The following is a 26,003-nucleotide window of genomic DNA, read 5'->3' as shown; positions in this document are numbered from 1 at the left end:
CAGTAAACGTCATCCGCTCCCCGTACCCTATGGGCGGAGGATCCCCCATGACTGACACCCCCGAAACCACGCAGAAGACCCCCGTTCGCCGTAAGACCTGGCAAAAGCAGGCGGTGCGGGAGGCGCTCTCGAGCTCTGGACGCTTCATGAGCGCGCAGTCGCTGCACGCCGCGATCGAACGCTCCGGCACGAAGATCGGCCTCGCGACGGTCTATCGCGCGCTCTCGGCGCTCGCCGAGCAGGGCGAAGCGGACTCGCTGCACTCGGGTGAAGAGGTGCTCTACCGCCTCTGCGAAATGGACGGACACCACCACCACCTCATCTGCCGCATGTGCGGTCGCGCGGAAGAGATCCAGGCCGAGCCGGTTGAAGCATGGGCGAACGAGGTTGCGCGCAAGAACGGCTTCATTGAGCCGCGCCACGTCGTCGACGTGTTCGGCGTGTGTCCCGACTGCGCAGCGGAGCGCGACTAGCCTCGCAAAGAAAATCCGCGATACCGCTTGCGTGGCAGAGAATCCGTCACGTAAGCTCGATCCTTGGCGCGTCCTGGGTTCCCCTCGGGGCGACGTCGCGGGAGTACCGGTCCGATGCCGGCGTCCCTGCAGACAAGAGATCTTGGGTGGTCCCGTCCGGGGCCACGGTATTGACGGAGGAATCCATGGCCGCAGTGTGCCAGGTGACCGGGGCTCAGCCCGGATTCGGTCACAACGTTTCGCACTCGCACCGTCGCACCAAGCGTCGGTTCGACCCGAACATCCAGAAGAAGACGTACTACGTCCCCTCGCTCAAGAAGAACGTGACGCTCACCCTTTCGGCGAAGGGCATCAAGGTCATCGACGCTCGTGGCATCGAGTCGGTCGTGGCTGAGCTCATCGCGAAGGGAGTCAAGCTCTAATGGCGAAGAAGGCGCAGGACGTTCGTCCCATCATCAAGCTCCGCTCGACGGCGGGTACCGGCTACACGTACGTGACGAAGAAGAACCGTCGCAACACTCCTGACCGCCTCGTGCTCAAGAAGTACGACCCGGTGATCCGCAAGCACGTTGAATTCCGTGAGGAGCGCTAAGCATGGCTAAGAAGAGCAAGATCGCCAAGAACGAAGAGCGCAAGGAGATCGTCGCCCGCTACGCCGAGCGTCGCCTCCAGCTGAAGAAGCAGCTCATTGACCCGAACGGCACCGACGAATCGCGTGAAGAGGCTCGCGTCGCCCTTCAGAAGCTCCCCCGCAACGCTTCGCCGGTCCGCGTTCGCAACCGCGACTCGATCGACGGCCGCCCCCGTGGCGTCCTCACCAAGTTCGGTGTCTCGCGTGTTCGCTTCCGCGAGATGGCTCACCGCGGTGAGCTCCCCGGCATCACCAAGTCGAGCTGGTAACCACTTCGGTCGCCTCGAGCGACCGTGAGGTTCATACCTCAACTGATCGAGGTTCTGCCTCGATCCCACTCCCTGAAGAAGGCGGGCATCCACTGGGTGCCCGCCTTCTTCGTTGTTAGTGCCCCCACCTGTCGCCCTCCGACTCAGCAGGATGCGTCAAAAAAGTGCACTGAGTGCGCTATCGCGTGTCCCACACAAGATCGCCATGTCAGTGCACATTTTTGACGGCTCATCCGTTACTGAGGCTTGACTGCCGGCACAAACTCCTCAGCAAGCTGTTCAACATGAGCACGAATCTCGTCCCGGATGCGGCGCACCGTCTCGAGGTCCTGCCCTGCCGGGTCATCAAGCTGCCAGTCTTCGTAGCGCACGTCCGGGAAGAAGGGGCACTCGTCGCCGCAGCCCATCGTGACGACGACGTCGATCGTGCGCATGTCCTCCGGGTCCAGGATGCGCGGCTGGCGGCCCGCGATGTCGATGCCGATCTCGCGCATTGCTTCCACCGCCATCGGGTTGAGCGACTCGGCGGGTGCGCTCCCCGCGGAGCGCACCTCGATACGGTCACCCGCGAGGTGCTCCATGAGGCCGGCAGCCATTTGCGAGCGGCCGGCGTTGTGGATGCAGAGGAAGAGGACGGTGGGGCGCTTCGTCATGTCACCAGTGTGCGACCGGATGCGGGGACGCGGCGTGAGCGACGCAGCAGTTCGCTCGCCGGCCACCGCGAGCGTGGGAGGATGGCCGCATGTTTACGGGGATCGTGCAGGGCACCGGCGTTGTCGAATCGCTCGAGCGGCGAGAGGACGGCTCGGCCCGGCTCGTGCTGGATGCCGGCGACCTCCCGGAGGGCGGCTCCCTCGCCGTCAACGGTGCCTGCCTCACCCTCGCACTTGGCGCTGCCACCGGAACGAGCCGCTTCGAGGCGGACCTCATAGGCGAAACCCTCGCGCGCACAACCTATCGGCGGGCTGCAACCCGGCGACCGAGTCAACCTTGAACGGTGCCTCGCCCCGAACTCGCTCCGCGACGGTCACATCGTGCAGGGTCATGTGGACGGAGTCGGTGAGGTGCTCGCCGTCGCCCCGTCGGACGGCACGACGAGGCTCCGCGTGAGCGTCCCGCTGGAGCTCGCACCGCTCTGCGCAGTGAAGGGTCGATCACGCTCGACGGCATCTCGCTCACCGTCACGGCCGTCTCGCCCGCCGATGCGGGGGTACTGGTCCGAGGTTGGGCTCATCACATCCACCCTCAACGCGACCCGCTTCAGCACGCTCGAGGTGGGCGATCACGTGAACATCGAAGTGGATGTGTTGGCCCGCTACGCCGCCCGCCTCGCCGAGTTTCGGCAGGGTTAGCGTCGCGCCTCAGCGAGGTAGTCGAGGACGCTTGCAATGCATCCCTTCGCAGCACGGCCCGCGCCAATGATCGTGGCGGAGGCGGGGCCACACCAGTCCCCGTATCCCAGGAAAAAGAGGCCGGGGTGCTCTCGCGACTGGCTCGGTTCAATGTCGTCGACGGCCGGAGGATGCGCGAGCCCCAGCGGGGCAAGATGCGCGAGCGCGGGGGCAAATCCGGTGCACATGATGACTGTGTCTACGTCGCTTCGGGAGCCATCAGGCCAGATAACGCCCCGATCGTCGAAGTGCGTGAACATTTCGCGTGCGGTGAGTCCGTGTTTATCGCGCGCCCGGCGCACGCTCTCCACCGCAATGATGTCGCCGACGGGTACGTCGTCCGGTGAGATGGGCTTGCCTGCGACGCGCAGGCTCGTGAGGCGGAAGAGGTCTGCTCCGTCGATGTGGTCCGGCATGAGCCGGGGCGGTCGACGTGTCGTCCAGTCGAGGGATGCGGCGGTCTCAAGCAGGTCTGCGGCGATCTGCGCTCCGGAGTTCCCACCGCCAACAACGACAACACGCTTGCCGGTGAAGTCGCTTGCGCGACGGTAATCAACCGTGTGCAGGAGTTCGCCGGAGAAGGTGTCCGCGCCAGGAATCTGTGGGATGACGGGTGCATCCCACACCCCTGTTGCGTTGATGAGGATGCGGGCTGTCCATTGCTGGCCATCTTCGCCGAGTGCGAGCCAGCGTTTGCCGTCCCGGAACACCGAACGGATGCGGACTCCGTGTGTGACGGGGAGCTCGTAGCGCGCCTCGTAGTCGCGGAAGTATTCGGGCAAGACTGAGGCAAGACGGTATGTCACGCCGGGTTCGGGCGCGAGTTGACGGCCGGGAAGCGAGCTGGTGTCGCTCGGTGAGAAAAGACGGAGCGAGTCCCAGGCATCCTGCCAAGCGCCACCCGGCTCGTCCCGCGCGTCGACGAGCGCGAAGCTCACCTGCCGCGCGGGCGCGAGGTCGCGGTTTGCGCGGTGTAGGTAGTACCCAGCGGCGAGCCCTGCTTGGCCCGCGCCGATGATGAGGACATCCACGTCATGCTGCACGGCACGAGGCTACGAGGCGTTGGTGATACCCAGCTCAGAAAGGAGGGTTCCTACTCGTCGGTCGATGTCATCGCGCACGAGCCGCATCCGCTCGTCGCCCTCAATACCGCGCACGGAGGGCTCGTCGGTAATCCAACGCTCGATCGTGCCGCGCATGCCTTCGATCGGCTCCACCTGTGCTTCGTTGCCGAGGATGATCGTGCGGTCGGCGCGTCGAAGCAGATCTGGATCGATCGCTTTCGGAACGCCGCGCGACATGTCAGCGCCGAGCTCAGCGATCACGTCAGCAGACAGAGCATTGATTGCAGTGCCTGGGTGCGTTCCTGCCGAGTGGATTTCGGCGCGGTCGCCAGCGTGAAGCTCAGCGAGCGCGGCGGCCATTTGAGACTTGCCGCCGTTCTTCTTGCAGACGAAGAGGATGGTGGGGGTCTGGGTGGTCACGGTGTCTCCTGTGAAGAGGCGTGGATGTGGTGGGGGAGTGTTGAGTCGTTCGGGAACAGTCGCGGCCCGATCCACTTCATGATGTACACGAGGGCAATCAGGACGGGGACTTCGATGAGAGGGCCGATCGTGCCAGCGAGGGCTTGCCCTGATAGGGGGCCAAAGGTGCCGATCGCCACCGCGATGGCCAGCTCGAAGTTGTTGCCTGCGGCAGTGAACGCGACTGTGGTTGCGCGGGCGTAGTTGAGCCCCGCAACGCGAGATGCCCCGAGACCAAGCGCAAACATGAGGATGAAGTACAGCGTGAGGGGGACCGCGAGTAGTGCGACGCTTAGCGGTGAACTCAGGATGCGGCCGCCCTGGAGGCTGAAGAGGAGCACGATCGTATAGAGAAGGCCGATGAGGGCGAGCGGCGAGATCCGCGGCAGGAAGTGCGTCTCGTACCATTCGCGACTTTTGGCGTGCTCGCCGAGGATGCGTGACAGCGCGCCACCGAGCAACGGGACGCCGAGGAAGACGAGGACTGAGGTCACGATGGCCCAGAAGGAGAACTCGGCGGATGTCGTGGTGAGGCCGAGCCATCCAGGCAGGATCTGGAGATAGAACCAGCCGAGCGCACCAAACATGAGGACCTGGAAGATTGAGTTTACGGCGACGAGAACGGCTGCGGCTTCGCGATCTCCGCAGGCAAGGTCATTCCAGATGAGCACCATGGCGATGCACCTGGCGAGGCCAACGATGATCAGCCCGGTGCGGTATTCAGGGGCATCCGGCAGGAAGACCCACGCAAGCGTAAACATGAGGGCAGGGCCGACAAGCCAGTTCAGGACGAGCGAGACGGCCATGAGGCGTCGATCGCGTGTGATGTCGCCAGTCTTGTCGTAGCGGACCTTTGCAAGCGGCGGATACATCATCACGAGCAGGCCGATCGCAATGGGGATCGAGACTCCACCCACTTCCATGGCGCGAAGCGTCTCGCCGACTTCGGGGACGAAGTGACCGAGCGCGAGGCCGATGCCCATGGCGAGGAGAATCCAGACCGGGAGGAAGCGGTCAAGGAAGGACAGCTTCGCGTGCTGGACGGGTGTCGTGGTGGAGTGAGTCACGGGCGCTCCATGAATAGATGAGTGTCTAAATGAAAACGTTACTGGACATATAGACGGACGTCAAAGCATTCTTGATGAATGTCCATCGAACAGAATCTTGACGCTCACTGCGAGCCCGCTGGCCCCGGCTGTTGTTCCCTCGCGACAGGACCGCTCGAGACGCAGGAGGCGGAGCACTTCGCGGATCTGTTCAAGGAGCTTTCCGACCCGACGCGCCTTCGCTTGCTTTCACTGCTCGCTGCCGATGGCTGCCAACCCGTCAGCGCGGGCGATCTCGTCGTACCGCTCGGTGTCACCCAACCCACGGTGAGTCACCATCTCACCCGGCTCACGGAGGCGGGCCTGCTTCGTCGTCGACGCGAGGGAAAGCGCATGTTCTACTGCGTGAACCGCTCGGCATTCGCCAAATTGCAGGCGGTACTTGCACTCGGTGATGAGCGCCCAGAACCGGCCCCAAACCCGAGCTGAGGGCGCAAAACGGGCTCAAAAGTTGTGGATAACGGGGTTTCTGCCCAGGAAAACCTTGGAAATCGCGGCGTGTTCCGCGGATTTCCGGGGTTCTTCGGCTTGCGGCAGGTAGCGTGACCAACGTTCGCCTGACATCCAGGCGTTGGGATACGCGCCCCCGTGCGCGCATCCAGTCGCCATCCGGCGGCACACCCTGAACGATCCGCCGCATCGGCGGGTAACCCGTCCGAGGAGGACACATGGCAGACAAGACCGTGAACAAGACCGAGCTCGTTGCTGAGATCGCCGGTTCGACCGACCTCTCGCAGGCCGAGGTCTCGCGCGTCCTTGACGCGTTCTTCAGCGCACTCGCTGGCCACGCAGCCAAGGGCACCAAGGTCACGATCCCCGGCTGGATGTCGGTTGAGCAGACCCAGCGTGCCGCCCGCACCGGCCGCAACCCGCAGACGGGTGAGGCCATCCAGATCGCCGCTTCCAAGGGCGTGAAGATCTCGGCTGGTTCGAAGCTCAAGGCTGCCGTCAAGTAGTCACTGCTTCGCAAAGCTTCACGGGCGGGTCACCTCAGGGTGGCCCGCCCGTTTGCCGTCTCTGCTCGCCGCTCGTCGAGCGGGAACTGAGGTGCTCGAGTGCCCGGATCCTCAGCTGAGGTGCTCGAGTACCCGACGAAGCCGGGTGTATCGAGAGCACCGGCCGGACCACCCCGCCCGCACCTGCGCAGTTCCGCATCCTGCCCCGAGCCAACCGCGCGGATGTCCGTGGTCGGTCGTAGGCTTGAGAAACCATGCCTGCAACGACATCCACCGCCGACAAGCGCGCCCCCAAGCGCACCGCGACGCGCACTCGCGCGAAGAAGCGAGCGGTGGTCCCTGCAGGCGACCCGCAGGCAGGCTGGCCAGCAGCATCCGTCACCTCTCGCCTGCTCACGCTCGGCCCCATCGCCTTCGCGGGGGCCGCGGTGCTTGCGCTCATTGCCGCCCTCGCCGTCGGTGGTGGCGCGGCGCCCCTCGCCGTGGCCGATCCGGGCCCGATCGTGATGGTCGGCGTCCCGGTCATGCGTCTCCTCTGGAACATCGCCGCATCCGCCACGATCGGCGGTCTCGTGTTCGGCACCTGGGTGCTCTCGCGTGACGAATCCGAATTTGAGCTGGCGATGCGCTTCGCGAGCGGCTCGGCAGTCGCCTGGGTCATTGCGACGCTCGGCGCGATCCTCTTCACCTTCCTGCAGATCTCGAACGTGCCGTTCTCTGCGGATGCGGCGTTCGGGCAGCAGCTCTGGTTCTTCCTCTCGACCATCGCGGCTGGCCAAAACTGGCTCATGGCGCTCGTCATGGTCGCGATCCTCTCGACCCTCGTCTTCGCCGTGCGCCGCCCGTGGCCGGTCGGCCTCACCACGGTGTGGGCGCTTTTCTGCCTCTGGCCGCTCGCCTCGCAGGGCCACGCCGCCGGGGCCGCAGGGCATGAGACTGCGGTCGGCTCGCTGACGCTCCACTACACGGGCGCGGCCGTCTGGCTCGGCGGGCTCCTCGTCATCGCCGTCCTCGCTGCCGCCATGCCGGGCGTGCGACGCCTCGCGATGATCGAGCGCTACTCCTCGCTTGCGCTGCTGAGCTTCATCGTCGTCGCCTTCTCGGGCGTCGTCTCCTCGATCCTGAACCTCGGCACCGTGGATGCGCTCTTCGGCACCGGATACGGGATGCTCATCATGGCGAAGGCCGTCGGGCTCATCCTGCTCGGCGTGCTCGGCGCGCTGCAGCGGCGACGCCTCATCGCCCGCATGCGCACGCGGCTCGACGAACAGGCATCCACCACTCGCCCGATGGTTGAACTCATCGTCATCGAGCTCGCCGTCATGGGTGCGGTTGCCGGCATCGCGGCCGCGCTCGGCCGCACCCCCACCCCGGTTCCGCAGCTCACCGCCGACCAGCTGCAAGACCCGACCCCCGCGCAGATCCTCACCGGCGAAGTCCACCCGCCCGAGTTCGAGTTCATGCGCTTGTTCACCGAGTGGCGCTTCGACCCGATCTGGACGCTCCTCGCGCTGCTCGGCATCTTCTTCTACTTCGCGGGCGTACGCCGCCTCGCAAAGCGCGGCGACCGATGGCCGATCTTCCGCTCGGTCTCCTTCGTCATGGCCATGCTCGTGCTCATCTGGCTCGTGAACGGCGCCCTCATCGTCTACGGCAAGTTCATGTTCAGCCACCACATGGTGCAGCACATGATCCTCACGATGCTCATCCCGATCTTCCTTGCGCTCTCGGGGCCGATCACGCTGCTCCTTCGCGCCGTGAAGCCACGCAAGGACGGCTCTGAGGGGTCGCGCGAGTGGGCGCTCAAGGCCGTCCACTCCAAGTGGGGGCGCTTCATCTCGCATCCCGTCGTAGCCGCAGTGCTCTTCGCGCTGTCGCTGCTCACCTTCTACTACACGCCGCTGTTCCGCTGGGCCGTCACCGACCACGTCGGGCACATGTGGATGATCGCCGACTTCCTCACCGTCGGCTACCTCTTCTCGTCCTCCCTCATCGGAGTCGACCCGGTCAAGCGCGCTCCCTACGCGATGCGCCTCATCTCGCTCGTGCTCGTGATGACCTTCCACGCCTTCTTCGGCCTCAGCATCATGACCGGCGAAGGCCTCCTTGTCGCCGACTGGTTCGGCAACATGGGCCGCACCTGGGGTCCGAGTGCCCTGCAGGACCAGCAGCTCGGTGGTGCCGCGGCGTGGGGCATCGGCGAATTCCCGACCGTCATTCTCGCCGTCATCGTGTCGATCGAATGGTTCCGCCGGGATGAGCGCGTCGCCCGCCACCGCGACCAGCGCGTCGAAGCGCACGGCGACGCCGAACTCGAGGCCTACAACGCGCACCTGCGCAAGCTCGCCGAACTCGACGCCCAGCGAGAGGCGCAGCGCGGGGGCCGTTCGTGACGATCACCCTCACCGCCGAACAGCAGGCGGTGTTCGACGCGATCGAAACGACGCGGGAACACCTCTTCGTGACCGGACGCGCCGGAACCGGCAAGTCGACGCTGCTCAACCACCTCGCGTGGAACACCTCGAAAGAGCTCGTCATCTGTGCGCCGACGGGCGTCGCCGCGCTCAATGTCGGTGGGCAGACCATCCACTCGCTGCTGAAACTGCCGATCGGCGTCATCGGTGACCAGCCGATCGAGCAGACAAGCGAAGTCCGCAAGCTCCTGCAGGAGATCGACACCCTGGTGATCGACGAAATCTCGGTGGTGTCGGCTGACCTCATGGATGCGATCGATCGCTCGCTCCGGCAAGCCCGTGGCCGCACCCGCGAAGCATTCGGTGGATGCCAGATCGTCATGTTCGGCGACCCGTTCCAGCTCTCGCCCGTGCCGCCGCGCGACCCGGACGAGCGCGCTTACATCGACGACACGTACCAGTCGCTGTGGTTCTTCGACGCGAAGGTGTGGCGCGATGTTGAGCTCAAGATCTTCGCGCTGCGGGAGATTCACCGGCAGCACGACGACGAGTTCAAACGCATCCTCAACGCCGTCCGCTACGGGCAAGTGACCGCCGACATGGCGGGGCGGCTCAACGAGGTGGGACGACGCACGCCGCCCGCCGAAGGCGTCATTACGCTCGCGACGCGCAACGACCGCGTGAACCAGATCAATGCGCAGCGGCTCGCCTCGCTCGGTGGACGCGCGATGACGGCGCGTGCCGAGGTGTCGGGTGACTTCGGGCGCGGGCCGTTCCCGGCCGAGGAGGAGCTCGAGCTCAAGGTTGGCGCGCAGGTCATGTTCCTGCGGAACGATGCTGACGGGCGCTGGGTCAACGGATCGATCGGTGAAGTGACGCGGATCGATCGCACCGTGTACGTCGAGATCGACGGTGAGGAGCACGAGGTTGAGCCGCTCGTGTGGGAGAAGCTCAAGTACTCGTACTCGCCGTTCACGAAGGAACTCAAGCGCGAGGTGGTGGGGGAGTTCACGCAGTTCCCGCTCCGGCTCGCGTGGGCGGTGACGATCCACAAGTCGCAGGGGAAGACCTACGATCGCGCGATTGTCGATCTCGGTCGGGGCGCGTTCAGCCCGGGGCAGAGCTATGTGGCGCTCTCGCGCATTCGCTCGCTTGAGGGGCTCTACCTTTCGCGGGATCTGCAGCCGAGTGACATCTTTGTGGATGAGCACGTCATGCGCTTCATGGCGGGGATCGCTGCGGCGCGGAAGCGTCAGCAGGAGCAGGCTGCGTCCAACTGAGGTGGTCGAGACCTCGGTACACGAGCCTGTGGCCCGTACTCGATCCGGCGGTGCGCGCGGAGCGCGTGTATCGAGACCACCGGTCTGAGCGCTGCCACACCGCGTGATCTCGATACGGCCTGCGGCCTACTCGAACAGCTCCGTTCCGAGGAGTCGAGTCTGGTTCTGTGGCCTCTTCTGTGAGTTCTGTGGCGCCGGAATGTGACGGCCGCGGCTCGCGTACGTCGCATCCGTCATCCCCTCTCTTCCCGCATGAAATCGGGCCACGCGGGCTTCTCTGGTGAACAGCTCCTCCGCGTCGGCTGAGCCTCTGCAGAAAAAGATGCACCTGCAAGCATTTCGCGCTACAGTTGCATTGGTTGCAGATACAACAAACTGTTTCTGTCTCGCAGAACCCCCGACTTCCAAGGAGAACCCCATGTCGAACACCATCCCCGCCGGCACCTGGACCCTCGACGCGACCCACTCGACGGTCGCCTTCCAGATCCGCCACCTCGCCATCTCGAAGGTCAAGGGCACCTTCGAAGAGGCCACAGCCACCCTCATCACCGGCGCCACCCCGGCAGAGTCGAGCGCCAGCGGCTCGGTGAAGGTCGCGTCGATCAACACGAACCAGGAGCAGCGCGACGAGCACCTCCGCACGGGCGACTTTTTCGCCGCTGACGAGTTCCCGGAGGTCACCTTCCGTTCGACCAAGGTCGAGGGTGACGAGGAGGAGCTCAAGGTTGAGGGCGAGCTCACGATGCGCGGCGTCACGAAGCCCGTCGTGTTCGATGTTGAGGTTGGCGGTGTCGTCGTTGACCCGTACGGCAACACGAAGCTCGGCCTCGAGGCCAAGACCAAGATCAACCGCACCGACTTTGGCGTGAACTTCAACGCCGCGCTTGAGACCGGCGGTGTCATGCTCGGCGAAGAGGTCAAGCTTGAGCTGGACCTCCAGTTCGCGCTCAACGCCTAGTCGTAGCCTCGCCGGCTTCCGGCGCGTCTTCGTGCCAGTGCCCGCTTCGTAACGGGGGCTGGGGCTGTTACCTGCCGGGGCATGTGCAGAAATGGCAGTATTTGGGGCGTCGAGGCGTGTGGAGGCTTGAAGCTCCAAATACTGCCATTTCTGCACAGCTAGTCTGGTGAGATGCATCCAGTCACTCTGCACCTTGGCCCGGTCGCGCTCCGCCCGCTGACTGTTGACGATGCGCCGGCGTTGCGAGCGCTCATCGACGAAGCTATGTGGGCGGGAATGTCCTCGCCGATGCCTCGCGACGACGCCGAGATGCGGGCCCACCTCGAGGCGCTCATGGCGCCGGAGTCGACGCTGGCCTTTGCTGTCGAGTTGGACGGCGAGGTGGTCGGCCGGACTGCCTTCTATGATCACGTGCCGGGGCTTCGGGTTGAAGTCGGCAATACGTTCTATGCCCGCGACGTGTGGGGCGGCATGGTGAATCCGAGCGCGAAGCTGCTCATGTTTGGGTACGCCTTCGGTGAGCTTGGCGTAGAGCGGGTTTCGCTTCGCTGTGACCACCGGAATACGCGCTCGCACGCCGCGATCGCGCGACTGGGTGCGAGGTTCGAGGGGACGCTGCGTCGGTTCCGCCCCGCTGCCGACGGCACGATCGCGGACGTCGACTACTTCAGCATCGTGCGCGAGGAGTGGGCCGCGGTGCGGGCTGGGCTCGAGGCGCGCGTCGCGGCGGAGCTGGAAAAATCGAATGTCGGTGGTGGTTCGTAGCGTGACGGTGTCTGGCCCGGAACACGACGAAAGGAATGGCCATGTCACCCACGAAGCGCCTCAGCAATCTCACCCACGTCCTGGTGGCGTTGACGCTCGCATTGCTCCTGCAGAAGGAGAAGTCATCGAAGACGTTGCTTGCGTACAGCCTGTCCTTGTCGCTCGCGGCGAGCTGGCTGAGTGACGTGATTGTGGAGCGTCGGCTCGAGCGGTAGGCCGGGGCGGCGCGTGATGGCGAACGCTTCGCGTTCGTCATGGAGTTGAGGGATCGGGGCTTGTTGCTTGGCGGTGCCGTCACGGGATGGGGCGCAGCTGAGCGGAGTGTTTTGCTGGGTGGACTTTCACCGGGTGTTTACCGTGCGGCGAATGGGTGGGGTGATGCATTAGCCAGGCGCTCGCTGGGGCGCGTTCATGGAGTGATGAGACGACGAGACCCCCGACCGGAGGGGGTGGTCGGGGGTCTCGCTCGGAGGGGCTGACGGGAATCGAACCCGCGCTGTCTGCTTGGGAAGCAGAAGTTCTACCATTGAACTACAGCCCCATGGGGTGCTCCGCTGGCCTGGAAGGTGGCGGTGCTCGCCGGGTGCGTGAGGCCACAAACTCGAAGCTCGCGGCGATTTGCCCAGCCCCGCAAGTGTAGCAAGCGGTCCGCCGCGGTACGCTCGGAGCATGCTCCTCAGCGACCGCGACATCCGTGCAGGCATCGAATCCGGGCGCATCGCGCTCGACCCGGCAGACCCGAAGGCAGTGCAGCCCGCCTCGGTGGACGTCCGCCTCGACCGCTACTTCCGTCTCTTCGACAACCACCGCTACGCGACGATCGACCCGGCTGAAGAGCAGCCCGACCTCACGCGCCTCGTCGAGGTGAAGCCCGACGAGCCGTTCATCCTGCACCCGGGCGAATTCGTGCTCGCGGCAACATTCGAGCAGGTGACGCTCGCGGATGACGTTGCCGCACGCCTCGAGGGCAAGAGCTCGCTCGGCCGCCTGGGCCTGCTCACGCACTCGACTGCGGGCTTCATCGACCCCGGATTCCAGGGCCACGTCACCCTCGAACTCTCGAACGTCGCGACGCTCCCGATCAAGCTGTGGCCGGGCATGAAGATCGGCCAGCTCTGCTTCTTCAACCTCTCCTCGGCAGCTGAACTCCCGTACGGCTCGAAGGAATACCAGTCGCGCTACTTCGGCCAGCGCGGCCCGACGGCATCCCGCAGCTTCCAGAACTTCACGCGCGTCGACGTATCCGTCACCGACGCCGGCGCTGCGGGGCAGTAGGGCCCCTCGCTCCGGCATGGCCGCTCCGACGGCGGGGGCCGCCGTGCGCTCCGGTGGCAGTGGCTGAATTGCACGCTTCAGGAAATGGATGCTCCTCACGCATCCATTTCCTGAAGCGTGCAATCTGGCCACCGCGCCCGAGCGGCAATCTGGCCACCGCCCGCTAGAAAAGCCGCCCCAAAAGCTGCCCAACTAGGCTGGAAACATGTCTCCCCACACCCGCGCTGAGCCAGGCACCGGCGATCTCGCCCGCACCCCCACCTCGCGCGACCTCGCGCGCTGGCGGAAGTACCTCGCGAACGAGCGCGCGGAAGCCGCCGTCTACCACGACCTCGCTGCGAAACGAGACGGCGAAGAACGCGAAATCCTTCTCCGCCTCGCCGAAGCAGAAGGCCGCCACGAAGCACACTGGCAGCGCCTCCTCGGCGAGCACGGCACCGGCGGCGTCAAGCCCGACTTCTCCACCCGCCTCTTCGGCGCCTTCGCCCGCCGCTTCGGTTCCGTGTTTGTGCTCGCCCTCATGCAGCGCGCCGAATCGCGCACCCCGTACGCGGACGACGCTGACGCGACCCCCCAGATGGCCGCCGACGAGCGCATCCATGAAGAGGTCGTCCGCGGCCTCGCCATGCGCTCACGCTCGCGCATGTCCGGCATGTTCCGCGCCGCCGTCTTCGGTGCGAACGACGGCCTCGTCTCAAACCTTGCCCTCGTGCTCGGCGTCGGCGCGACCGGCGCCCCCACCCCCTTCGTCCTCGCAACGGGCCTCGCGGGCCTGCTCGCCGGCGCCCTCTCGATGGGCGCGGGCGAATACGTCTCGATCCGCTCGCAGCGCGAACTCCTCGAAGCATCCACCCCGAACCCGGAGACCGGCCGCATCATCCCGCGCCTCGACGTTGACGCGAACGAACTCGCCCTCGTCTACCGTGCCCGCGGCATGAGCCGGGAAGACGCTGAAGCCCGCGCCGAGCAGATGTTCCGCCTTCAGGGCGTCGACCCCGAACGGGAAGCTTTTACGGGCCTCCACAACGCGGAGCACGAAGAGATCGGCACCGCGTGGACGGCCGCCGGATCGAGCTTCTGCTTCTTCGCGGTCGGCGCACTCATCCCGGTGTTGCCGTACCTCGTCGGGATGTCGGGCCTGCTCGCGGTGCTCGTGTCGGCCGTCGTGGTGGGGCTCGCGCTCCTGCTCACCGGCGGCATCGTGGGCGTGCTCTCGGGCGTCACCCCGTGGAAGCGTGCGCTGCGACAGCTCCTCATCGGCTACGGCGCCGCGGCTGCCACGTACCTCTTGGGACTCGCTTTCGGAGGAGTCATCGCGGGCTAGCGCTGCCCGCGAGGCACACGCCGCACCGTTACCCTCGGAAAGGACGTCATGCCCATCCCGCCCTTTGTTGTCGAACTCCGCGAGAAGATCGGCCACGCCCCGCTCTGGCTGCCAGGCTCTTCGGCGATCGTCCTCCGGCGGATGGATGCCCCGAATGCTTCGATCGACGGCGCCGCTCCCGAAGCGCTCGAGGTGCTCCTCGTGCTCCGCAGTGACAACGGCAACTGGGCGCCGATCACGGGCATCGTCGACCCGGGTGAGCATCCGGCCGAAGCTGCGCGACGGGAAGCGATGGAAGAGGCGCAGGTCGAGATCAAGGTTGAGCGGCTCACGCTCCTCTCGGTCACTGAGCAGGTCACGCACGTGAACGGCGACCAGGCGCAGTACCTCGACCTCACCTTCCGCTGCCGCTGGCTCTCTGGTGAGGGCGCGGTCGGCGACGATGAATCGACGCGCGTCGAGTGGTATCCGGTGACGGACCTGCCCCCGATGCGCGAAGACCTCGCCTACCGGATTCGCTCCGCCGTTGCGGGTGGGCCCGAGTGTGAGCTCCTCGAGAGGCGTCAGATTCGGACGGCATCCGCATAGCTGCCGCCAACCCCAACGCCAGCGCCAGGCCGGTGCGGCTCGGCACGTGCGCGGCATTGCCCCGAGCGGCGGGTCGCACGGGAATGCGGCATCCGGCCGTGCTGTTGTAGCTGCCATGAGCACGCTGCGCCTACCGAAGCTGTCCGTCCTCGACCTCGTCACCGTCTCGGACGGGTCCACGAGCGCCGACGCGATCGCCGCCTCGAAGCGGCTCGTCGATGCTGCCGACCGGCTCGGATACCACCGCTACTGGGTCGCCGAACACCACAACACCTCCTCGGTCGCCTCCACTTCGCCAGCCGTGCTACTCGCCCACCTCGGGCAGGGCACCTCGCAGATTCGGCTCGGCTCCGGCGGTGTCATGCTCCCGAACCACGCGCCGCTCATCGTCGCCGAACAGTTCGCGCTCCTCGAAGCCATGTTCCCGGGACGGATCGACCTCGGCCTTGGCCGCGCGCCCGGCACAGACCCGATCACGGCCGCAGGGCTGCGTCGTGCGCCTGGGAACGAAGCCGTTGAGCGCTTTCCGGAGGACGTGTTTGAGCTGCTCGGACTCCTTGGCGAGGTGCGGCCGGAGCATTCGAGCGAGTGGCTGCGCCGGCTCCGCGCGACGCCGGTGGCGGGGAACGACGTCCCGGAGGTCTGGATTCTCGGATCGAGCCTCTACGGAGCAGAACTCGCGGCAAAGCTCGGCCTGCCGTACTCCTTCGCGAACCACTTCGGGATGGGCTCGAACCCCGTCTCGCCGGTTGACCACTACCGCCGCCACTACACGCCGTCCGAGCGGTGGCCGAAGCCGCGCGTGCTCATGAGCGCGAGCGTGATCGTCGCGGACTCCTTCGAGGAGGCGAAGCGGCTGGCGATGCCGAGCCGGATCGCTGGTTGGCAGCTCCGGATGGGGAAGCTCGGGCCGGTGCAGTCGCCCGAGCAAGCTGCCGAGACGGCATCCCGCATTGTCGACCAGGAGCTGTTCGCGCGTGTGCGCGGGACGCAGCACCTCGGGACGGCGGAGCAGGTCGCGCGTCAGCTCGCGGAACTTGCCGAGCAGACCGGCGCGGATGAGCTGCTGCTTGCCGCGACGACGTACGACGTGGAGGACCGGATCCGTACGCTCGAGGCGCTCGCGCCGTACCTGCCGTGAGCTGGGACTCCGGAAATCTGGCATTTGGGGACCCCTTGACCCTCATGCGGTCTCGAAGGGCCGCCAGATGCCAGATTTCCGGGGGTGGCATGGGCCTCCGGCGCCGCAACTGGTCAGAAATCGGCCGGATGAGGCCATGTGTGCGACGAACCCCCGATTCTGACCAATTGCGGAAGCAGTCGGGGCCGGTGGTCTCGATACACGAGCCTTCGGCTCGCACTCGACCACCTCGGTGATGTCGACCACCTCGCGGGGACGCGCAAGAATAGCCGGGTGACTGACGCAGCTGCTTCCCACTTCGACGACCCGAACGACGCCCCCGTCACCGGCGATCTCCCGCTCCTCACCGAGCTTCGCGCCCTCTTCGATCGCCTCAACTACACGATCGACGGCATCGAATCGCTCCTCGGTGTCGAGGCCGCAGCCGCCCTCCACCGCGACCTCATCGTCCCCGCCAACGAAGCACTCGCCGCACTCGAGAATCGCGGCGGCGAACTCGGCGCGATCGTCGAACTCTTCCTCCTCGGCCTCCCCGTAGCCGCCCAGCGCATCCCCGAACTCGAACTCCTCGAGCGCGCCCGCCTCGCCGAGCGCAGCGGCCCTGACGGCACCGTCCTCGCCCGCGTCGACATCCGTCCCTACGAATCCGACGAGGCCTGCTGGTGGATCGCCTCCGACCTCGGCGGCGTCCAGCTCGGCGAGCGCGCGGCCCGCGGCATCGGTCACGAAGCATCCCTCCGCCGCGACCACGTCGTCGGCATCGGCCCCGCCACGACACTCCTCGCCCAGCTCACCCCGCGCGAACACGTCGCCCGCGCCTTCGACCTCGGCGTCGGCATGGGCGTGCAGACAATGCACCTGCTCGCCCACGCGGACCTCGTCGTCGCGACCGACATCTCCGAACGCGCAATCGAGTTCGCCCGCTTCAACCTCCTCCTCAACGCACCCGCCCTCGGCCTCAACCCCGAGGCGCTCGAGGAACGCGTGAGCCTGCGCCTCGGCTCGATGCTCGAACCGGTCGCGGGGGAGCAGTTCGATCTTGTCGTCTCGAACCCGCCGTTCGTCATCACCCCGCGGCGCCGCGAGGAATCCGCCGCTGAACGCTTCACCTACCGCGACGGCGGTGCCGAGGGCGACCGCATCGTCGAGACCCTCGTGCGTGGACTCCCCAGCATCCTCACCCCCGGCGGCCGCGCCTGCATGCTCGGCAACTGGGAGATCCGCGAGGGTGACGAAGGTTGGCACGCGAAGCTCGACGAGTGGCTCGAGCCGGGCCTCGATGCGTGGATCGTGCTCCGCGAAGAGGCGACGCCGATCGAATACGCGGACATGTGGCTCAAGGACGCGCAGGAGAACGCTGAGCTTGACTCGTGGCGCGAGGGTTTCGCGAACTACCTGCGCGACTTCGCCGAGCGCGGCATCCGCGCGGTCGGGATGGGCCTGCTCTGCTTCTCGAAGCAGGATGGCGAAGCTGACCCGCTTCGCCGATTCGAGTCGTTGCCGCACCAGCTCGGCCAGCCGCTTGGTCCGGTCGTGCAGAGCGCGTGGGAACGTCTCGAGTGGCTTCGCGGCCTCGACGATGACGCGCTCTTCGACGAGACGTTGGTCGTTGCGGGGGATGTCACTGAAGAACGCCACTCGCGCCCCGGCGATGAGCACCCGAGCGCGATGCTCCTGCGCCAGGGCGGCGGCTTCCGTCGCACGTACCCGCTCTCGACGTCGCTCGCGGGCTTTGTGGGCGTGTGCGATGGCGAACTCGCCGGCTCGCAGATCGTGCCTGCGCTCGCGGCGCTGCTCGATGTGGAGACGGATGCCATGAAGCAGGCGCTTGCACCCGAGGTACGTCGCCTCGTGGAGCTCGGCTTCCTCGAGCCTGCCTGGGTGTAGCCGCCTGGCTGACCAGATTTGGGAATATAGCGGCTATCCCTCGCCATGGAGGGGATGAGTGCTCTACGCCCAAATCTGGTCACGGCTTCGTGACACACCGTGTCGGGAATATACCCCCGAGGGGTATCGTTGCTGCCTGTGGAGGTGCAGCAATGACGGACGAGCACACGACGCCCGACGAGGCGTGCGCGCACGGCGGACCAGGCGACAACGGTCAGCACCAGCACGGCTACGTGAGCGACAAGGCGGCCATCTTGAAACGTCTGCGCCGCGTCGAAGGGCAGGTGCGTGGCATCGAGCGACTCGTGGATGACGAGCGCTACTGCATCGACGTCATCACGCAGATCTCCGCCGCAACAAGCGCCCTCGAAAACATCGCGCTCCTCCTCCTCGAAGACCACCTCACCCACTGCGTCACCGGCGCCGCGCACACCGCCGCCGAGAGCGGCGACTCGAGCGAAATCGACGCCAAGATCGCCGAGGCGACGCGCGCCATCACGCGCCTCGTGAAGAGCTAAACCCCAATCCCTGACGCGGATGCGTCACCCCACAACACGAGAGGTTCCCCGCATGATCTCCACCCAGATCCAGATCGACGGCATGAGCTGCAGCCACTGCGAGCAGGCCGTCACCGACGAACTCATGAAGCTCGACGGCGTCACCGAGGTTGAAGTCTCGGCCGAAGACGGCAGCGCCCGCATCGCCTCCGAAGCACCGCTCAGCCGCGCCGACCTCGCCGAGGCGGTTGAAGAAGCCGGCTACGAACTCCTCGACGACTAGTCCACATCCGCGGCAGCAACGCGGCACGTAGCACCCCAACCCCGAAGGAGCCACAGTGGCACGCTCACACGCGCCGGAAACCCACCTCACCCTCGAACTCGAGGGCATGACGTGTGCTGCCTGCGCGAACCGCATCGAGCGTTCCCTCAACAAGCTCGAGGGGCTCGAAGCGAGCGTCAACTTCGCGCTCGAACGGGCCGAAGTGCGCGCAGCCGAGAGCGCTGCCGGTCTCACTGAACAGGATGCTGAGCGGGCCGTCGCTGCCGTCGAGAAGGCTGGCTATCACGCCCGCATCGCACCCGATCCGCGAGCTGCAGCAGCCCAGCGTGAGGCGGACGAGCAACGCGAGCAGGCCCGCGATGACGCCGCGCGCAGCCTTGCGCGTCGACTCTGGATCTGCCTCGCGCTCGCGGTCCCCGTTGTGGCGCTCTCGATGATCCCCGCCATCCAGTTCCCCGGCTGGCAGTGGCTCGCCCTCGTGCTGACGCTCCCCGTAGCGACATGGGGTGCGTGGCCCTTCCATCGAGCATCCTGGCTTGGTATCCGCCACGGCGGTATCCGCGGCATGTCGATGAACACGCTCATCTCGCTCGGCATTACCGCAGCGCTCGCGTGGTCGCTCTGGTCGCTCATCTTCGGTCACGCGGGGATGCTCGGGATGCGGCACGAGATGGGCCTCGAGCTCGACCGCACCGGCGCGCAAGGCCACCTCTACCTCGAAGTCGCGGCGAGTGTCACCGTGTTCATGCTGGCCGGACGCCTCGCCGAAGCGCGCGCCAAGCGTGCAGCGGGCCAGGCCCTGAAGAGCCTCCTCACCCTCGCCGCCGACCGCGCCGAACTCGTGCAGGCGGACGGGGAAACCCGCGAGATCCCCGCCGCTGAACTCCAGCTCGGCGACCTTTTCCTCGTGCGACCGGGTACCCGCATTGCGACTGACGGTGTCATCGTCGAGGGATCGAGCGCGATCGACACCTCAATGGTGACGGGCGAATCGCTACCCCGCGAGGTTGCTGCCGGCGACGAGGTGACGGGTGCAACCCTCAACACGACGGGCTCCCTCGTCGTTGAGGCGACGCGCGTCGGCGACGACACGGTCCTCGCACGGATGGCGCGGATGGCGGACGACGCGCAGTCCGGCAAGGCCGCGGCGCAGCGCCTCGCCGACCGCATCTCCTCCGTGTTCGTGCCGCTCGTCATCCTGCTCTCGCTCGGGACCCTGGCGGGATGGCTCATGCTCGGGCATCCCCTCGCCGAGTCGATCGGCCCGGCGGTGGCGGTGCTCATCATCGCCTGCCCGTGCGCGCTTGGCCTCGCCACCCCCATGGCCATCCTCGTCGGCAGCGGCCGCGGCGCGCGGATGGGCATCCTCATCCGTGGCCCGGAAGCGCTCGAGCATGCGCGTGAGCTTCACCAGATCGTGCTCGACAAGACCGGCACCCTCACGAGTGGCGAATTCGAGATTCATCAGGCTTCGGTCGTCGGCACCGTCTCGCCGATCGACCACATTGACGCCGTGGAGGCGATCCGTCTCGCCGCAAGCGTCGAAGCCCACTCGGAACACCCGATTGCTCGCGCGCTCGTCGCGCACGCGCAGCAGCGCGGCTACACGCTCTCGGAAGCGAGCAACTTCCGCAGCATCCCGGGCGAGGGCGTCATCGCGACGGCGAACGGTCACACGGTCCGGGTCGGCCGGGTGCGCTCCGAAGCGGGCCTTGCCGAACTTGCCGAGCTCGAGGCGCAGGGCCTCACGAGTATCGCGGTCGAGGTGGATGGCACTGAACGCGCCGTCTTGAGCTTCGGCGACCGCATCCGCCCCGTCACGAAGCGCACCATCAACGCGCTGCGGGAACTCGGCATCGAACCGGTGCTTGTGAGCGGCGACAGCGCCGCCGCGGTGGGGGCCGTCGCAACCGAACTCGGTATCCCACAGGCGCACGCGGAAGTGCGACCCGAAGGAAAGCTCCGGATCATTCAGGATCTCGGGCCCGGAACGGCGATGCTCGGCGACGGCGTGAACGATGCGCCCGCGCTCGCGGCATCCACGCTCGGCATTGCGATGGGCGGCGGCACGGATGCGGCCATGGAAGCCGCCGACATCACACTCGTGCGTGATGACCTCGGCGCGGTCGTGGACGCCATCCGCCTCTCGCGCGCCATGCGCCGCACCATGATCGGCAACCTTGTGTGGGCCTTCGGCTACAACGTGGCCGCCATCCCGCTCGCCGCGCTCGGCTACCTGAGCCCAACAATTGCGGGTGCTGCGATGGCGTGCTCCTCGCTCTTCGTCGTCCTCAACTCGCTGCGATTGAATGTATTTCGGGCGTCGACCATGAAGGACTAGGGAGGGCACACATGGGATGCGGACACGACCACGGCCAGCATGTTGGTGACCGCGGGCGCCTGCTCATGAGCCTCGGGGTTGCCTCGCTCGTGCTTGTCGCCGAAGTGATTGGGGCTGCCATCACCGGCTCGCTCGCACTCCTGGTGGACGCCGCGCACATGCTCACGGATGTTTCCGGGCTCATCATCGCTGCGCTTGCCGCGACGATGATGCTGCGACCCGCAGATGACCGCCGCACGTGGGGTTGGGCTCGCGCGGAGGTGCTCGCCGCCGCGCTTCAGGCGCTCGTTCTGCTCGTCGCAGGGATCTACGCAACGGTCGAGGGCATTCAGCGTCTCATCGATCCGCCCGTTGTGTCACCGGAGGGCATCGCCGTGGTCGGTGTGCTGGGCCTCGCTGCGAACCTGCTTGGGCTTGCGCTGCTCGTATCGCGCCGAAAGCACAACCTCAACATGCGTGCTGCGTTTCTCGAGGTGGCGAACGATGCGCTCGGTTCGGTGGCAGTGCTCGTGAGTGCCGCGGTCGTGTACTTCACCGGCTGGGTGCGTGCGGATGCTGTCGCTGGCCTTTTCATTGCCGCGCTCATCCTCCCACGCGCCTACACCGTGCTGAAGACGGCTGCCAACATTCTGATGGAGGCGGCCCCGGCCGGACTCGACCTCGATGAGGTGCGAGCTCACATGCTCAAGGTCTCGCACGTGGAGTCCGTTCATGACCTCCACGCCTCGCTTGTGGCAACCGGGATGCCGATTCTCACCGCCCACGTTGTGTTGGCTGATGAGTGCTTCAGCGACGGGCACGCGCAGTCGATCCTGCAAGAGATTCAGGACTGTCTCGCGCACCATCATGACGTTGCGATCGAGCACTGCACGATCCAGCTCGAGACCGTGGCGGCAGCATCCACTCACCTCGACCACATGCACGCGTAGCGTGCATTCAAGGTCTGCTTCGGCGAGGCCGCCGCGGCAAGCACATTCGGTGGTGTGCCTGCCGCGGCGACTCCTAACTGCCGGCTGCCACTCCGAGGTAGCCGTTCTTGTCGATCGTGAGGACCGCGTCGTTGCCATGCATGGTGTTGCTGCCGCTCACGAGCGCATCCGGAGTTGTTTGAACGAGTGCGACGATCTCGCCGTCCTTCGTGAACACGAAGAGGTTGGCGGACCCCGTGTAGCGCTCCTCCTTCAACGGCACCTCGGTACCGACAACAGCAGAGATGTCATCCCGCATCGCACCCTCAGCGAAGTACGCGACATGATCCCACTCGAAGTCGGTTGTTTCCTCGATCGGAACCGTTTCACCGTCGCGGGCGCTCATGATGGCGTCGTCCAGGTCGGAATCGTTGACCCAGAGTGAATCCTGTGCGGCGCTGCAGGCGCTGAGCATCGGGACGAGGGCGAGTGCCATGAGTGAGGTGATGAGGACGGCGGTCCGCTTCATGAGGATTCAGCTCCTTGGTTGTTGAACTGCGGGTCCTTGCCCTCCAGAGGGGCCTGGCTGGGCTTGGGGTGGCCGGTCTGCCCAACCTCTACCTGGTTTGAGGGCGCAAGGTTACCGTTCTTGTCGATGACGACCATGTCACCGTTCTCGACAGCCTGTTTCACGAGCGTCCCGAGCTCCGGGGGCTCGCATCCGGATTCTCGCGTGCGATACGGCGGCCGACCTCGTTGTTGTGCAGGTCCATCGCCTCGCGCGCCGGTTCATTGCCCGGAACCTGTTCGTGCGCGGTGGCGAAGTCCGAGGCCCATCCCTCCCCGAAGCGGCTCGTCATGAGCGCGTTCCAGTAGGCGTGGCGGTAGGCGTCGTTGTGGTTGTCGTTCTGCGTTTCGGCCCCCGTGAAGTCAGTCTTGGCGAAGGTTTGGTCGGCTGACGCGTAGGCCGTCTCCTTGACGTCCTTGAAGTCCTTTTGCTCGATGAGATTGAGGTCGTTGAGCATCTCGGCTTCCTTGGTCGTCATCTTGATCGGGTCGGTGGCGAGGTTAAAGGGGAAGCCGGGTTCCCACGTCGTCATTTCGCCGTCCGAGACCTGGTACTCCTCAAGGATTTTCTGCATGTCCTTGTCGAGGGGCTCTGCCTGCGAATCGGTCTTCGCATCACCCTGCTGTGTCTGCTCGCCGGAACCCGAACCGGAGCCGGATTCGCTTCCTGAGTCAGAGCCGGACTCGGAACCTGAACTCGAGCCTGAGCCGCTCCCTGAACGAGAGCCGGATTCGCTTCTGGTGCCAGATCCCGAACCCGATTCCGAACCTGATCCGCTCCCAGAACCCGACCCAGAACCCGATCGGCTCCCTGAGTCTGACGTGCTCGAGCTGCGCGACCCTGAACCAGCAGCAGACGCGTCATCCTGTTGCTGTGCCTGCTCCATGAGAAAGGTGCTCGCCTCCTGTGCGACAGTTGCCGTCGCAGTGAGAGCATCCACAACCTGGACTTGGAAATCAGCACGGAACATGTCGGCGTCCGGTCCGATCCACACGAGCTGATCGACTTCGCTGTTCGTGGTGGCCGAAGCCTCCGTGCACGTGCCAGCGTGCGTGTCGAAATCCCCGCGACACCACGCAATTCGTCAGTGTTTGCGCCCCACATAGTTTCCCCCTAGTGGCGTGAGTATTCAGTTGCTGGGGAGCATTAGCAGAATGCCCGACTCTGGGGTTACCGGACGGTGACGTCTCCTGCAGCTTGCTGCTCGGTTTCAGCGCGCAGGCTCGCGTGCTTCGGTCTCGACTCGATCGGAAGTACCAGCACGAGACCGGCCAGCAGCACGATCGCGATCGCGATGATCGAGAGCTTCGGGTCGCCCCAGGCGGCGAGGAAGATGACGACGAGCGTGGAAGCGAGGAAGTTCGCGGCGCGGCCCGTCGTCGTGTAGAGGCCGAAGAGTTCGCCCTCGTGCTTCGCCGGCGTGATGCGCGACAGGTACGAGCGGCTCGAGGCCTGCACCGGGCCGACAAAGAGGCACAGCGCGAGGCCGAGCACCCAGAACACGATCTTGTCGTTGCTCAGCACGAACACGGCGATCGCGACGCCGACGAGGCCGATGAGCGAGGCGACGATGACGCGCTTTGATCCGAGCTTGTCATCCACCCATCCCGCGGCGACCGTGCCGAGACCGGCAACGAGGTTCGCGGCGACCGCGAAGTACATGACCTCGCTCGAGGAGAAGAAGTACACCTGCGCGGCGAGGATGGCACCGAACTTGAACACGGCGTTGAGGCCATCGCGGTAGACGGCACTCGCGACGAGGAACAGCAGCAGTTTCGGGCTCGTGGATGCGAGGCGCTTGATCGTGCGGAAGAGGTCGAGGTACGTCGCGAAGAAGGGGCGGCGTTCGCGGCTCGGGTCGGCGGGGAGCTCCGGTACCTTGCGCATGATCGGGATGAGGAAGACGAGGAACCACACGGCCGAGAGCACGATCGCGAGGCGGATGTTGAGGCCCTCACCCTCGGCACCCGACGGCACTTTGAGAACGCCCGCGACACCATCGACGCCAAAGTTCTGGATGAAGAGCACGAGCACGAGGATGAGCAGCACGATCGAGGAGAGGTAGCCGAAACCCCATCCGGTGCCCGAGACGCGGCCAAGATTCTTCGGCGTGGCCACCTGCGAGAGCATCGCGTTGTAGTTGACGCCCGCGAACTCCGAGAAGAGCACACCGACCGCGAGGAGGAGCGCACCCCACGCCACCATCGAGGGGGCCGGGGTGATGAAGTACATCCCAAACATGCAGGCGATCGTGATGAGCGAGAAGATGCCAAGCCAGGCGCGGCGGCGGCCGGAGCCGTCGGAGCGTGCGCCGAGGGCCGGTGCGATGAGCGCCACGATGACGGCCGCGATCGTGTCGAAGAGCGCGATCGTGGAGGTGGCGTTCGCCTGCGCAGCGAGGTACGTGGGGTCTTGCGGGTTCGCCTTGCCGATCGCGGCGATGGCCGGGTCGAGGAAGAGGTCGCTCGCGAGGAAGGTTGCGAAGACGAAAGTGACGCAGATCGCTTGGAAAGCAGAGTTCGCGACGTCGTACATCATCCAGGCACGTGCTCGCGAGTTGAGTTCGCGCTGCGTGACCGTGGCTGTGCCGTCGACACTCGTGACGAGTTTGGCCGTCGAGTCACTGCTGTCGGCTGCTGCGTGGGAGATGTCCGTCATGCGGCGCATCGTAGTGACCACCGGCGACATTCCGGTTTCCGTGAGGTGGCGCGCCTAGTCGATCTCTTCGCCCGCGAGCGCCTTCGCGGCGAGCTGCTCCTCTTCGGCGACCTCCCACACTTCGTGGGCGGCCCATGCTGCGAGCAGGATGATGATCGCGCCGAGTACGATGTCCGGCCATCCTGACCCCGTCCAGAGCGTGATGAAGCCCATCACGATGATCGCGACATTCACAATGACGTCGTTGCGTGCTGCCAAGAATGCGGCGGTGCTCATGGATCCGCCGTGGTCGCGGAAGCGGGCGAGGATGATCGAACACGTGAGGTTCACGAGCACGGCACCGCCTGCAGTGAGGCACAGCGAGAGGACGTCCGGTGGCGTGGGCTGACCGAACTTCTCGACGAGCTTCCAAGCTGCGGCTGCGGCGGGCAGCAGGATGATGAGTCCCATCGCCTTGCCTGCAAGGGCGCGCTTTGCGAGCGGAAGTCCGAGCGCGATCGCGATGAGCAGGTTCACCGAGGTGTCCTCGAGGAAGCCGACCGAGTCGGCGAGGAGCGACACTGAGCCGATGGCGAGCGCGATGCCGAACTCCACGAAGAAGTAGCCGAAGTTGAGGCCTGCCACGAGCAGCACGGCGCGGCGAAGTCGCTTGACGACTGCTGCATCCTGCGTCGAGTCCATGCGTCCATTGTGGCCTCTCTGCGCTCCGCCTCGTCCTCCCCGCTCCGCCCCGCGCCCCGTCCCCCGCGCCCCGTCCCCCGCGCCCC

Annotated in this window: 31 protein-coding genes and 1 tRNA gene; 22 read left to right on the top strand and 10 right to left on the bottom strand. The window is 66.0% G+C overall.

Annotated features, from left to right (window positions below; translation table 11 throughout):
- The first annotated feature begins 47 nt into the window (after window positions 1-47).
- From ZAL01S_RS08970 to rpsN, 4 genes are all read left to right on the top strand, one after another.
- On the top strand, window positions 48-473 hold the full coding sequence (locus tag ZAL01S_RS08970) for a Fur family transcriptional regulator (protein ID WP_066082392.1): 426 nt from the start codon (window positions 48-50) through the stop codon (window positions 471-473).
- Window positions 474-658: 185 nt separating this feature from the next.
- Window positions 659-895, top strand: coding sequence for a 50S ribosomal protein L28 (gene rpmB / locus ZAL01S_RS08965; protein WP_066082390.1), 237 nt, complete (start codon window positions 659-661; stop codon window positions 893-895).
- On the top strand, window positions 895-1,065 hold the full coding sequence (gene rpmG, locus ZAL01S_RS08960; RefSeq protein ID WP_066082388.1) for a 50S ribosomal protein L33: 171 nt from the start codon (window positions 895-897) through the stop codon (window positions 1,063-1,065). The genes rpmB and rpmG overlap by 1 nt, the downstream gene beginning before the upstream one ends.
- A 2-nt stretch (window positions 1,066-1,067) precedes the next feature.
- Window positions 1,068-1,373: a 30S ribosomal protein S14 gene (gene rpsN / locus ZAL01S_RS08955; protein WP_066082386.1), complete on the top strand. Its 306-nt coding sequence runs from the start codon at window positions 1,068-1,070 to the stop codon at window positions 1,371-1,373.
- Window positions 1,374-1,609: 236 nt separating this feature from the next.
- On the opposite strand, the gene ZAL01S_RS08950 is transcribed toward rpsN, so the two are convergent.
- Window positions 1,610-2,026 (bottom strand): arsenate reductase ArsC, encoded by a 417-nt coding sequence (locus tag ZAL01S_RS08950; protein ID WP_066082429.1) that lies wholly within the window; start codon window positions 2,024-2,026, stop codon window positions 1,610-1,612.
- An 89-nt stretch (window positions 2,027-2,115) separates the two neighbouring features.
- Here ZAL01S_RS08950 and ZAL01S_RS10630 point away from each other — a divergent pair, with 89 nt between their 5' ends.
- Together ZAL01S_RS10630 and ZAL01S_RS10625 are read left to right on the top strand one after the other, a co-directional pair.
- Window positions 2,116-2,367, top strand: coding sequence for a hypothetical protein (locus ZAL01S_RS10630; RefSeq protein WP_244875380.1), 252 nt, complete (start codon window positions 2,116-2,118; stop codon window positions 2,365-2,367).
- Window positions 2,368-2,407: 40 nt separating this feature from the next.
- A complete protein-coding gene (locus tag ZAL01S_RS10625) occupies window positions 2,408-2,725 on the top strand; it encodes a riboflavin synthase family protein (protein WP_244875379.1) in 318 nt (105 codons plus the stop codon).
- Here the strand turns inward: ZAL01S_RS10625 and ZAL01S_RS08940 are convergent.
- The 3 genes from ZAL01S_RS08940 to arsB are packed head-to-tail and all read right to left on the bottom strand — an operon-like array spanning window position 2,722 to window position 5,354.
- Complete coding sequence (locus ZAL01S_RS08940; RefSeq protein ID WP_066082384.1) at window positions 2,722-3,807, bottom strand: NAD(P)-binding domain-containing protein; 1,086 nt, start codon at window positions 3,805-3,807, stop codon at window positions 2,722-2,724. The genes ZAL01S_RS10625 and ZAL01S_RS08940 overlap by 4 nt on opposite strands.
- Before the next feature lie 9 nt (window positions 3,808-3,816).
- Window positions 3,817-4,248 (bottom strand): arsenate-mycothiol transferase ArsC, encoded by a 432-nt coding sequence (locus ZAL01S_RS08935; protein WP_110467162.1) that lies wholly within the window; start codon window positions 4,246-4,248, stop codon window positions 3,817-3,819.
- Entirely contained in the window at window positions 4,245-5,354 is a 1,110-nt protein-coding gene (gene arsB / locus ZAL01S_RS08930; RefSeq protein WP_066082382.1) for an ACR3 family arsenite efflux transporter, read from the bottom strand. The genes ZAL01S_RS08935 and arsB overlap by 4 nt, the downstream gene beginning before the upstream one ends.
- Before the next feature lie 78 nt (window positions 5,355-5,432).
- Between arsB and ZAL01S_RS08925 the strand changes: the two genes are divergently transcribed.
- From ZAL01S_RS08925 to ZAL01S_RS10375, 7 genes are all read left to right on the top strand, one after another.
- Window positions 5,433-5,822, top strand: coding sequence for an ArsR/SmtB family transcription factor (locus ZAL01S_RS08925; RefSeq protein WP_066082381.1), 390 nt, complete (start codon window positions 5,433-5,435; stop codon window positions 5,820-5,822).
- Between the two features lie 239 nt (window positions 5,823-6,061).
- Window positions 6,062-6,349, top strand: coding sequence for an HU family DNA-binding protein (locus tag ZAL01S_RS08920; RefSeq protein ID WP_066082379.1), 288 nt, complete (start codon window positions 6,062-6,064; stop codon window positions 6,347-6,349).
- 254 nt (window positions 6,350-6,603) lie between these two features.
- Window positions 6,604-8,742, top strand: coding sequence for a cytochrome c oxidase assembly protein (locus ZAL01S_RS08915; RefSeq protein WP_083523226.1), 2,139 nt, complete (start codon window positions 6,604-6,606; stop codon window positions 8,740-8,742).
- Entirely contained in the window at window positions 8,739-10,043 is a 1,305-nt protein-coding gene (locus ZAL01S_RS08910; RefSeq protein WP_066082377.1) for an ATP-dependent DNA helicase, read from the top strand. The genes ZAL01S_RS08915 and ZAL01S_RS08910 overlap by 4 nt, the downstream gene beginning before the upstream one ends.
- Window positions 10,044-10,461: 418 nt before the next feature.
- Window positions 10,462-11,001, top strand: coding sequence for a YceI family protein (locus ZAL01S_RS08905; protein WP_066082374.1), 540 nt, complete (start codon window positions 10,462-10,464; stop codon window positions 10,999-11,001).
- Window positions 11,002-11,172: 171 nt separating this feature from the next.
- Window positions 11,173-11,766, top strand: coding sequence for a GNAT family N-acetyltransferase (locus ZAL01S_RS08900; protein WP_066082373.1), 594 nt, complete (start codon window positions 11,173-11,175; stop codon window positions 11,764-11,766).
- A 41-nt stretch (window positions 11,767-11,807) separates the two neighbouring features.
- Window positions 11,808-11,981, top strand: a complete 174-nt coding sequence (locus tag ZAL01S_RS10375; RefSeq protein WP_159421666.1) for a hypothetical protein — start codon at window positions 11,808-11,810, stop codon at window positions 11,979-11,981.
- Between the two features lie 255 nt (window positions 11,982-12,236).
- Here the strand turns inward: ZAL01S_RS10375 and ZAL01S_RS08895 are convergent.
- A tRNA-Gly gene (locus tag ZAL01S_RS08895) sits at window positions 12,237-12,307 on the bottom strand.
- Between the two features lie 128 nt (window positions 12,308-12,435).
- Between ZAL01S_RS08895 and dcd the strand changes: the two genes are divergently transcribed.
- The 9 genes from dcd to ZAL01S_RS08850 all read left to right on the top strand — a co-directional run bounded on the left by dcd (window position 12,436) and on the right by ZAL01S_RS08850 (window position 22,031).
- Window positions 12,436-13,041 carry a dCTP deaminase gene (gene dcd / locus ZAL01S_RS08890; RefSeq protein ID WP_066082371.1) on the top strand — a complete coding sequence of 202 codons (606 nt, stop codon included), beginning with the start codon at window positions 12,436-12,438 and terminating at the stop codon, window positions 13,039-13,041.
- 205 nt (window positions 13,042-13,246) lie between these two features.
- Window positions 13,247-14,365, top strand: coding sequence for a VIT1/CCC1 transporter family protein (locus tag ZAL01S_RS08885; RefSeq protein ID WP_066082369.1), 1,119 nt, complete (start codon window positions 13,247-13,249; stop codon window positions 14,363-14,365).
- Between the two features lie 48 nt (window positions 14,366-14,413).
- Window positions 14,414-14,953 carry an NUDIX hydrolase gene (locus ZAL01S_RS08880; protein ID WP_066082367.1) on the top strand — a complete coding sequence of 180 codons (540 nt, stop codon included), beginning with the start codon at window positions 14,414-14,416 and terminating at the stop codon, window positions 14,951-14,953.
- A 115-nt stretch (window positions 14,954-15,068) separates the two neighbouring features.
- On the top strand, window positions 15,069-16,094 hold the full coding sequence (locus ZAL01S_RS08875) for an LLM class flavin-dependent oxidoreductase (protein ID WP_066082365.1): 1,026 nt from the start codon (window positions 15,069-15,071) through the stop codon (window positions 16,092-16,094).
- A 273-nt stretch (window positions 16,095-16,367) separates the two neighbouring features.
- A complete protein-coding gene (locus tag ZAL01S_RS08870) occupies window positions 16,368-17,981 on the top strand; it encodes a DUF7059 domain-containing protein (RefSeq protein WP_066082363.1) in 1,614 nt (537 codons plus the stop codon).
- A gap of 152 nt (window positions 17,982-18,133) precedes the next feature.
- Window positions 18,134-18,499 carry a metal-sensitive transcriptional regulator gene (locus tag ZAL01S_RS08865; RefSeq protein WP_066082361.1) on the top strand — a complete coding sequence of 122 codons (366 nt, stop codon included), beginning with the start codon at window positions 18,134-18,136 and terminating at the stop codon, window positions 18,497-18,499.
- Window positions 18,500-18,551: 52 nt separating this feature from the next.
- Entirely contained in the window at window positions 18,552-18,761 is a 210-nt protein-coding gene (locus ZAL01S_RS08860) for a heavy-metal-associated domain-containing protein (protein ID WP_066082359.1), read from the top strand.
- A gap of 55 nt (window positions 18,762-18,816) precedes the next feature.
- Window positions 18,817-21,102: a heavy metal translocating P-type ATPase gene (locus tag ZAL01S_RS08855; protein ID WP_280465059.1), complete on the top strand. Its 2,286-nt coding sequence runs from the start codon at window positions 18,817-18,819 to the stop codon at window positions 21,100-21,102.
- Window positions 21,103-21,113: 11 nt separating this feature from the next.
- Entirely contained in the window at window positions 21,114-22,031 is a 918-nt protein-coding gene (locus tag ZAL01S_RS08850) for a cation diffusion facilitator family transporter (RefSeq protein ID WP_066082357.1), read from the top strand.
- A gap of 73 nt (window positions 22,032-22,104) precedes the next feature.
- Here the strand turns inward: ZAL01S_RS08850 and ZAL01S_RS08845 are convergent, their stop codons facing one another.
- The 5 genes from ZAL01S_RS08845 to ZAL01S_RS08830 form a co-directional block, all read right to left on the bottom strand.
- Window positions 22,105-22,539, bottom strand: coding sequence for a hypothetical protein (locus ZAL01S_RS08845; protein ID WP_066082356.1), 435 nt, complete (start codon window positions 22,537-22,539; stop codon window positions 22,105-22,107).
- On the bottom strand, window positions 22,536-22,703 hold the full coding sequence (locus tag ZAL01S_RS10370) for a hypothetical protein (RefSeq protein WP_159421665.1): 168 nt from the start codon (window positions 22,701-22,703) through the stop codon (window positions 22,536-22,538). The genes ZAL01S_RS08845 and ZAL01S_RS10370 overlap by 4 nt, the downstream gene beginning before the upstream one ends.
- Window positions 22,700-23,152 carry a DUF6973 domain-containing protein gene (locus tag ZAL01S_RS10365; protein ID WP_159421664.1) on the bottom strand — a complete coding sequence of 151 codons (453 nt, stop codon included), beginning with the start codon at window positions 23,150-23,152 and terminating at the stop codon, window positions 22,700-22,702. The genes ZAL01S_RS10370 and ZAL01S_RS10365 overlap by 4 nt, the downstream gene beginning before the upstream one ends.
- Before the next feature lie 596 nt (window positions 23,153-23,748).
- Window positions 23,749-25,236, bottom strand: coding sequence for an MFS transporter (locus tag ZAL01S_RS08835; RefSeq protein ID WP_083523230.1), 1,488 nt, complete (start codon window positions 25,234-25,236; stop codon window positions 23,749-23,751).
- A 54-nt stretch (window positions 25,237-25,290) separates the two neighbouring features.
- On the bottom strand, window positions 25,291-25,917 hold the full coding sequence (locus tag ZAL01S_RS08830) for a cation diffusion facilitator family transporter (RefSeq protein ID WP_066082350.1): 627 nt from the start codon (window positions 25,915-25,917) through the stop codon (window positions 25,291-25,293).
- Window positions 25,918-26,003: the final 86 nt, after the last annotated feature.

This window comes from [Zimmermannella] alba NBRC 15616, assembly GCF_001570905.1.
Taxonomy (GTDB): Bacteria; Actinomycetota; Actinomycetes; order Actinomycetales; family Microbacteriaceae; genus Pseudoclavibacter; species Pseudoclavibacter albus.
This window is presented reverse-complemented; position numbering and strand designations above follow the sequence as displayed.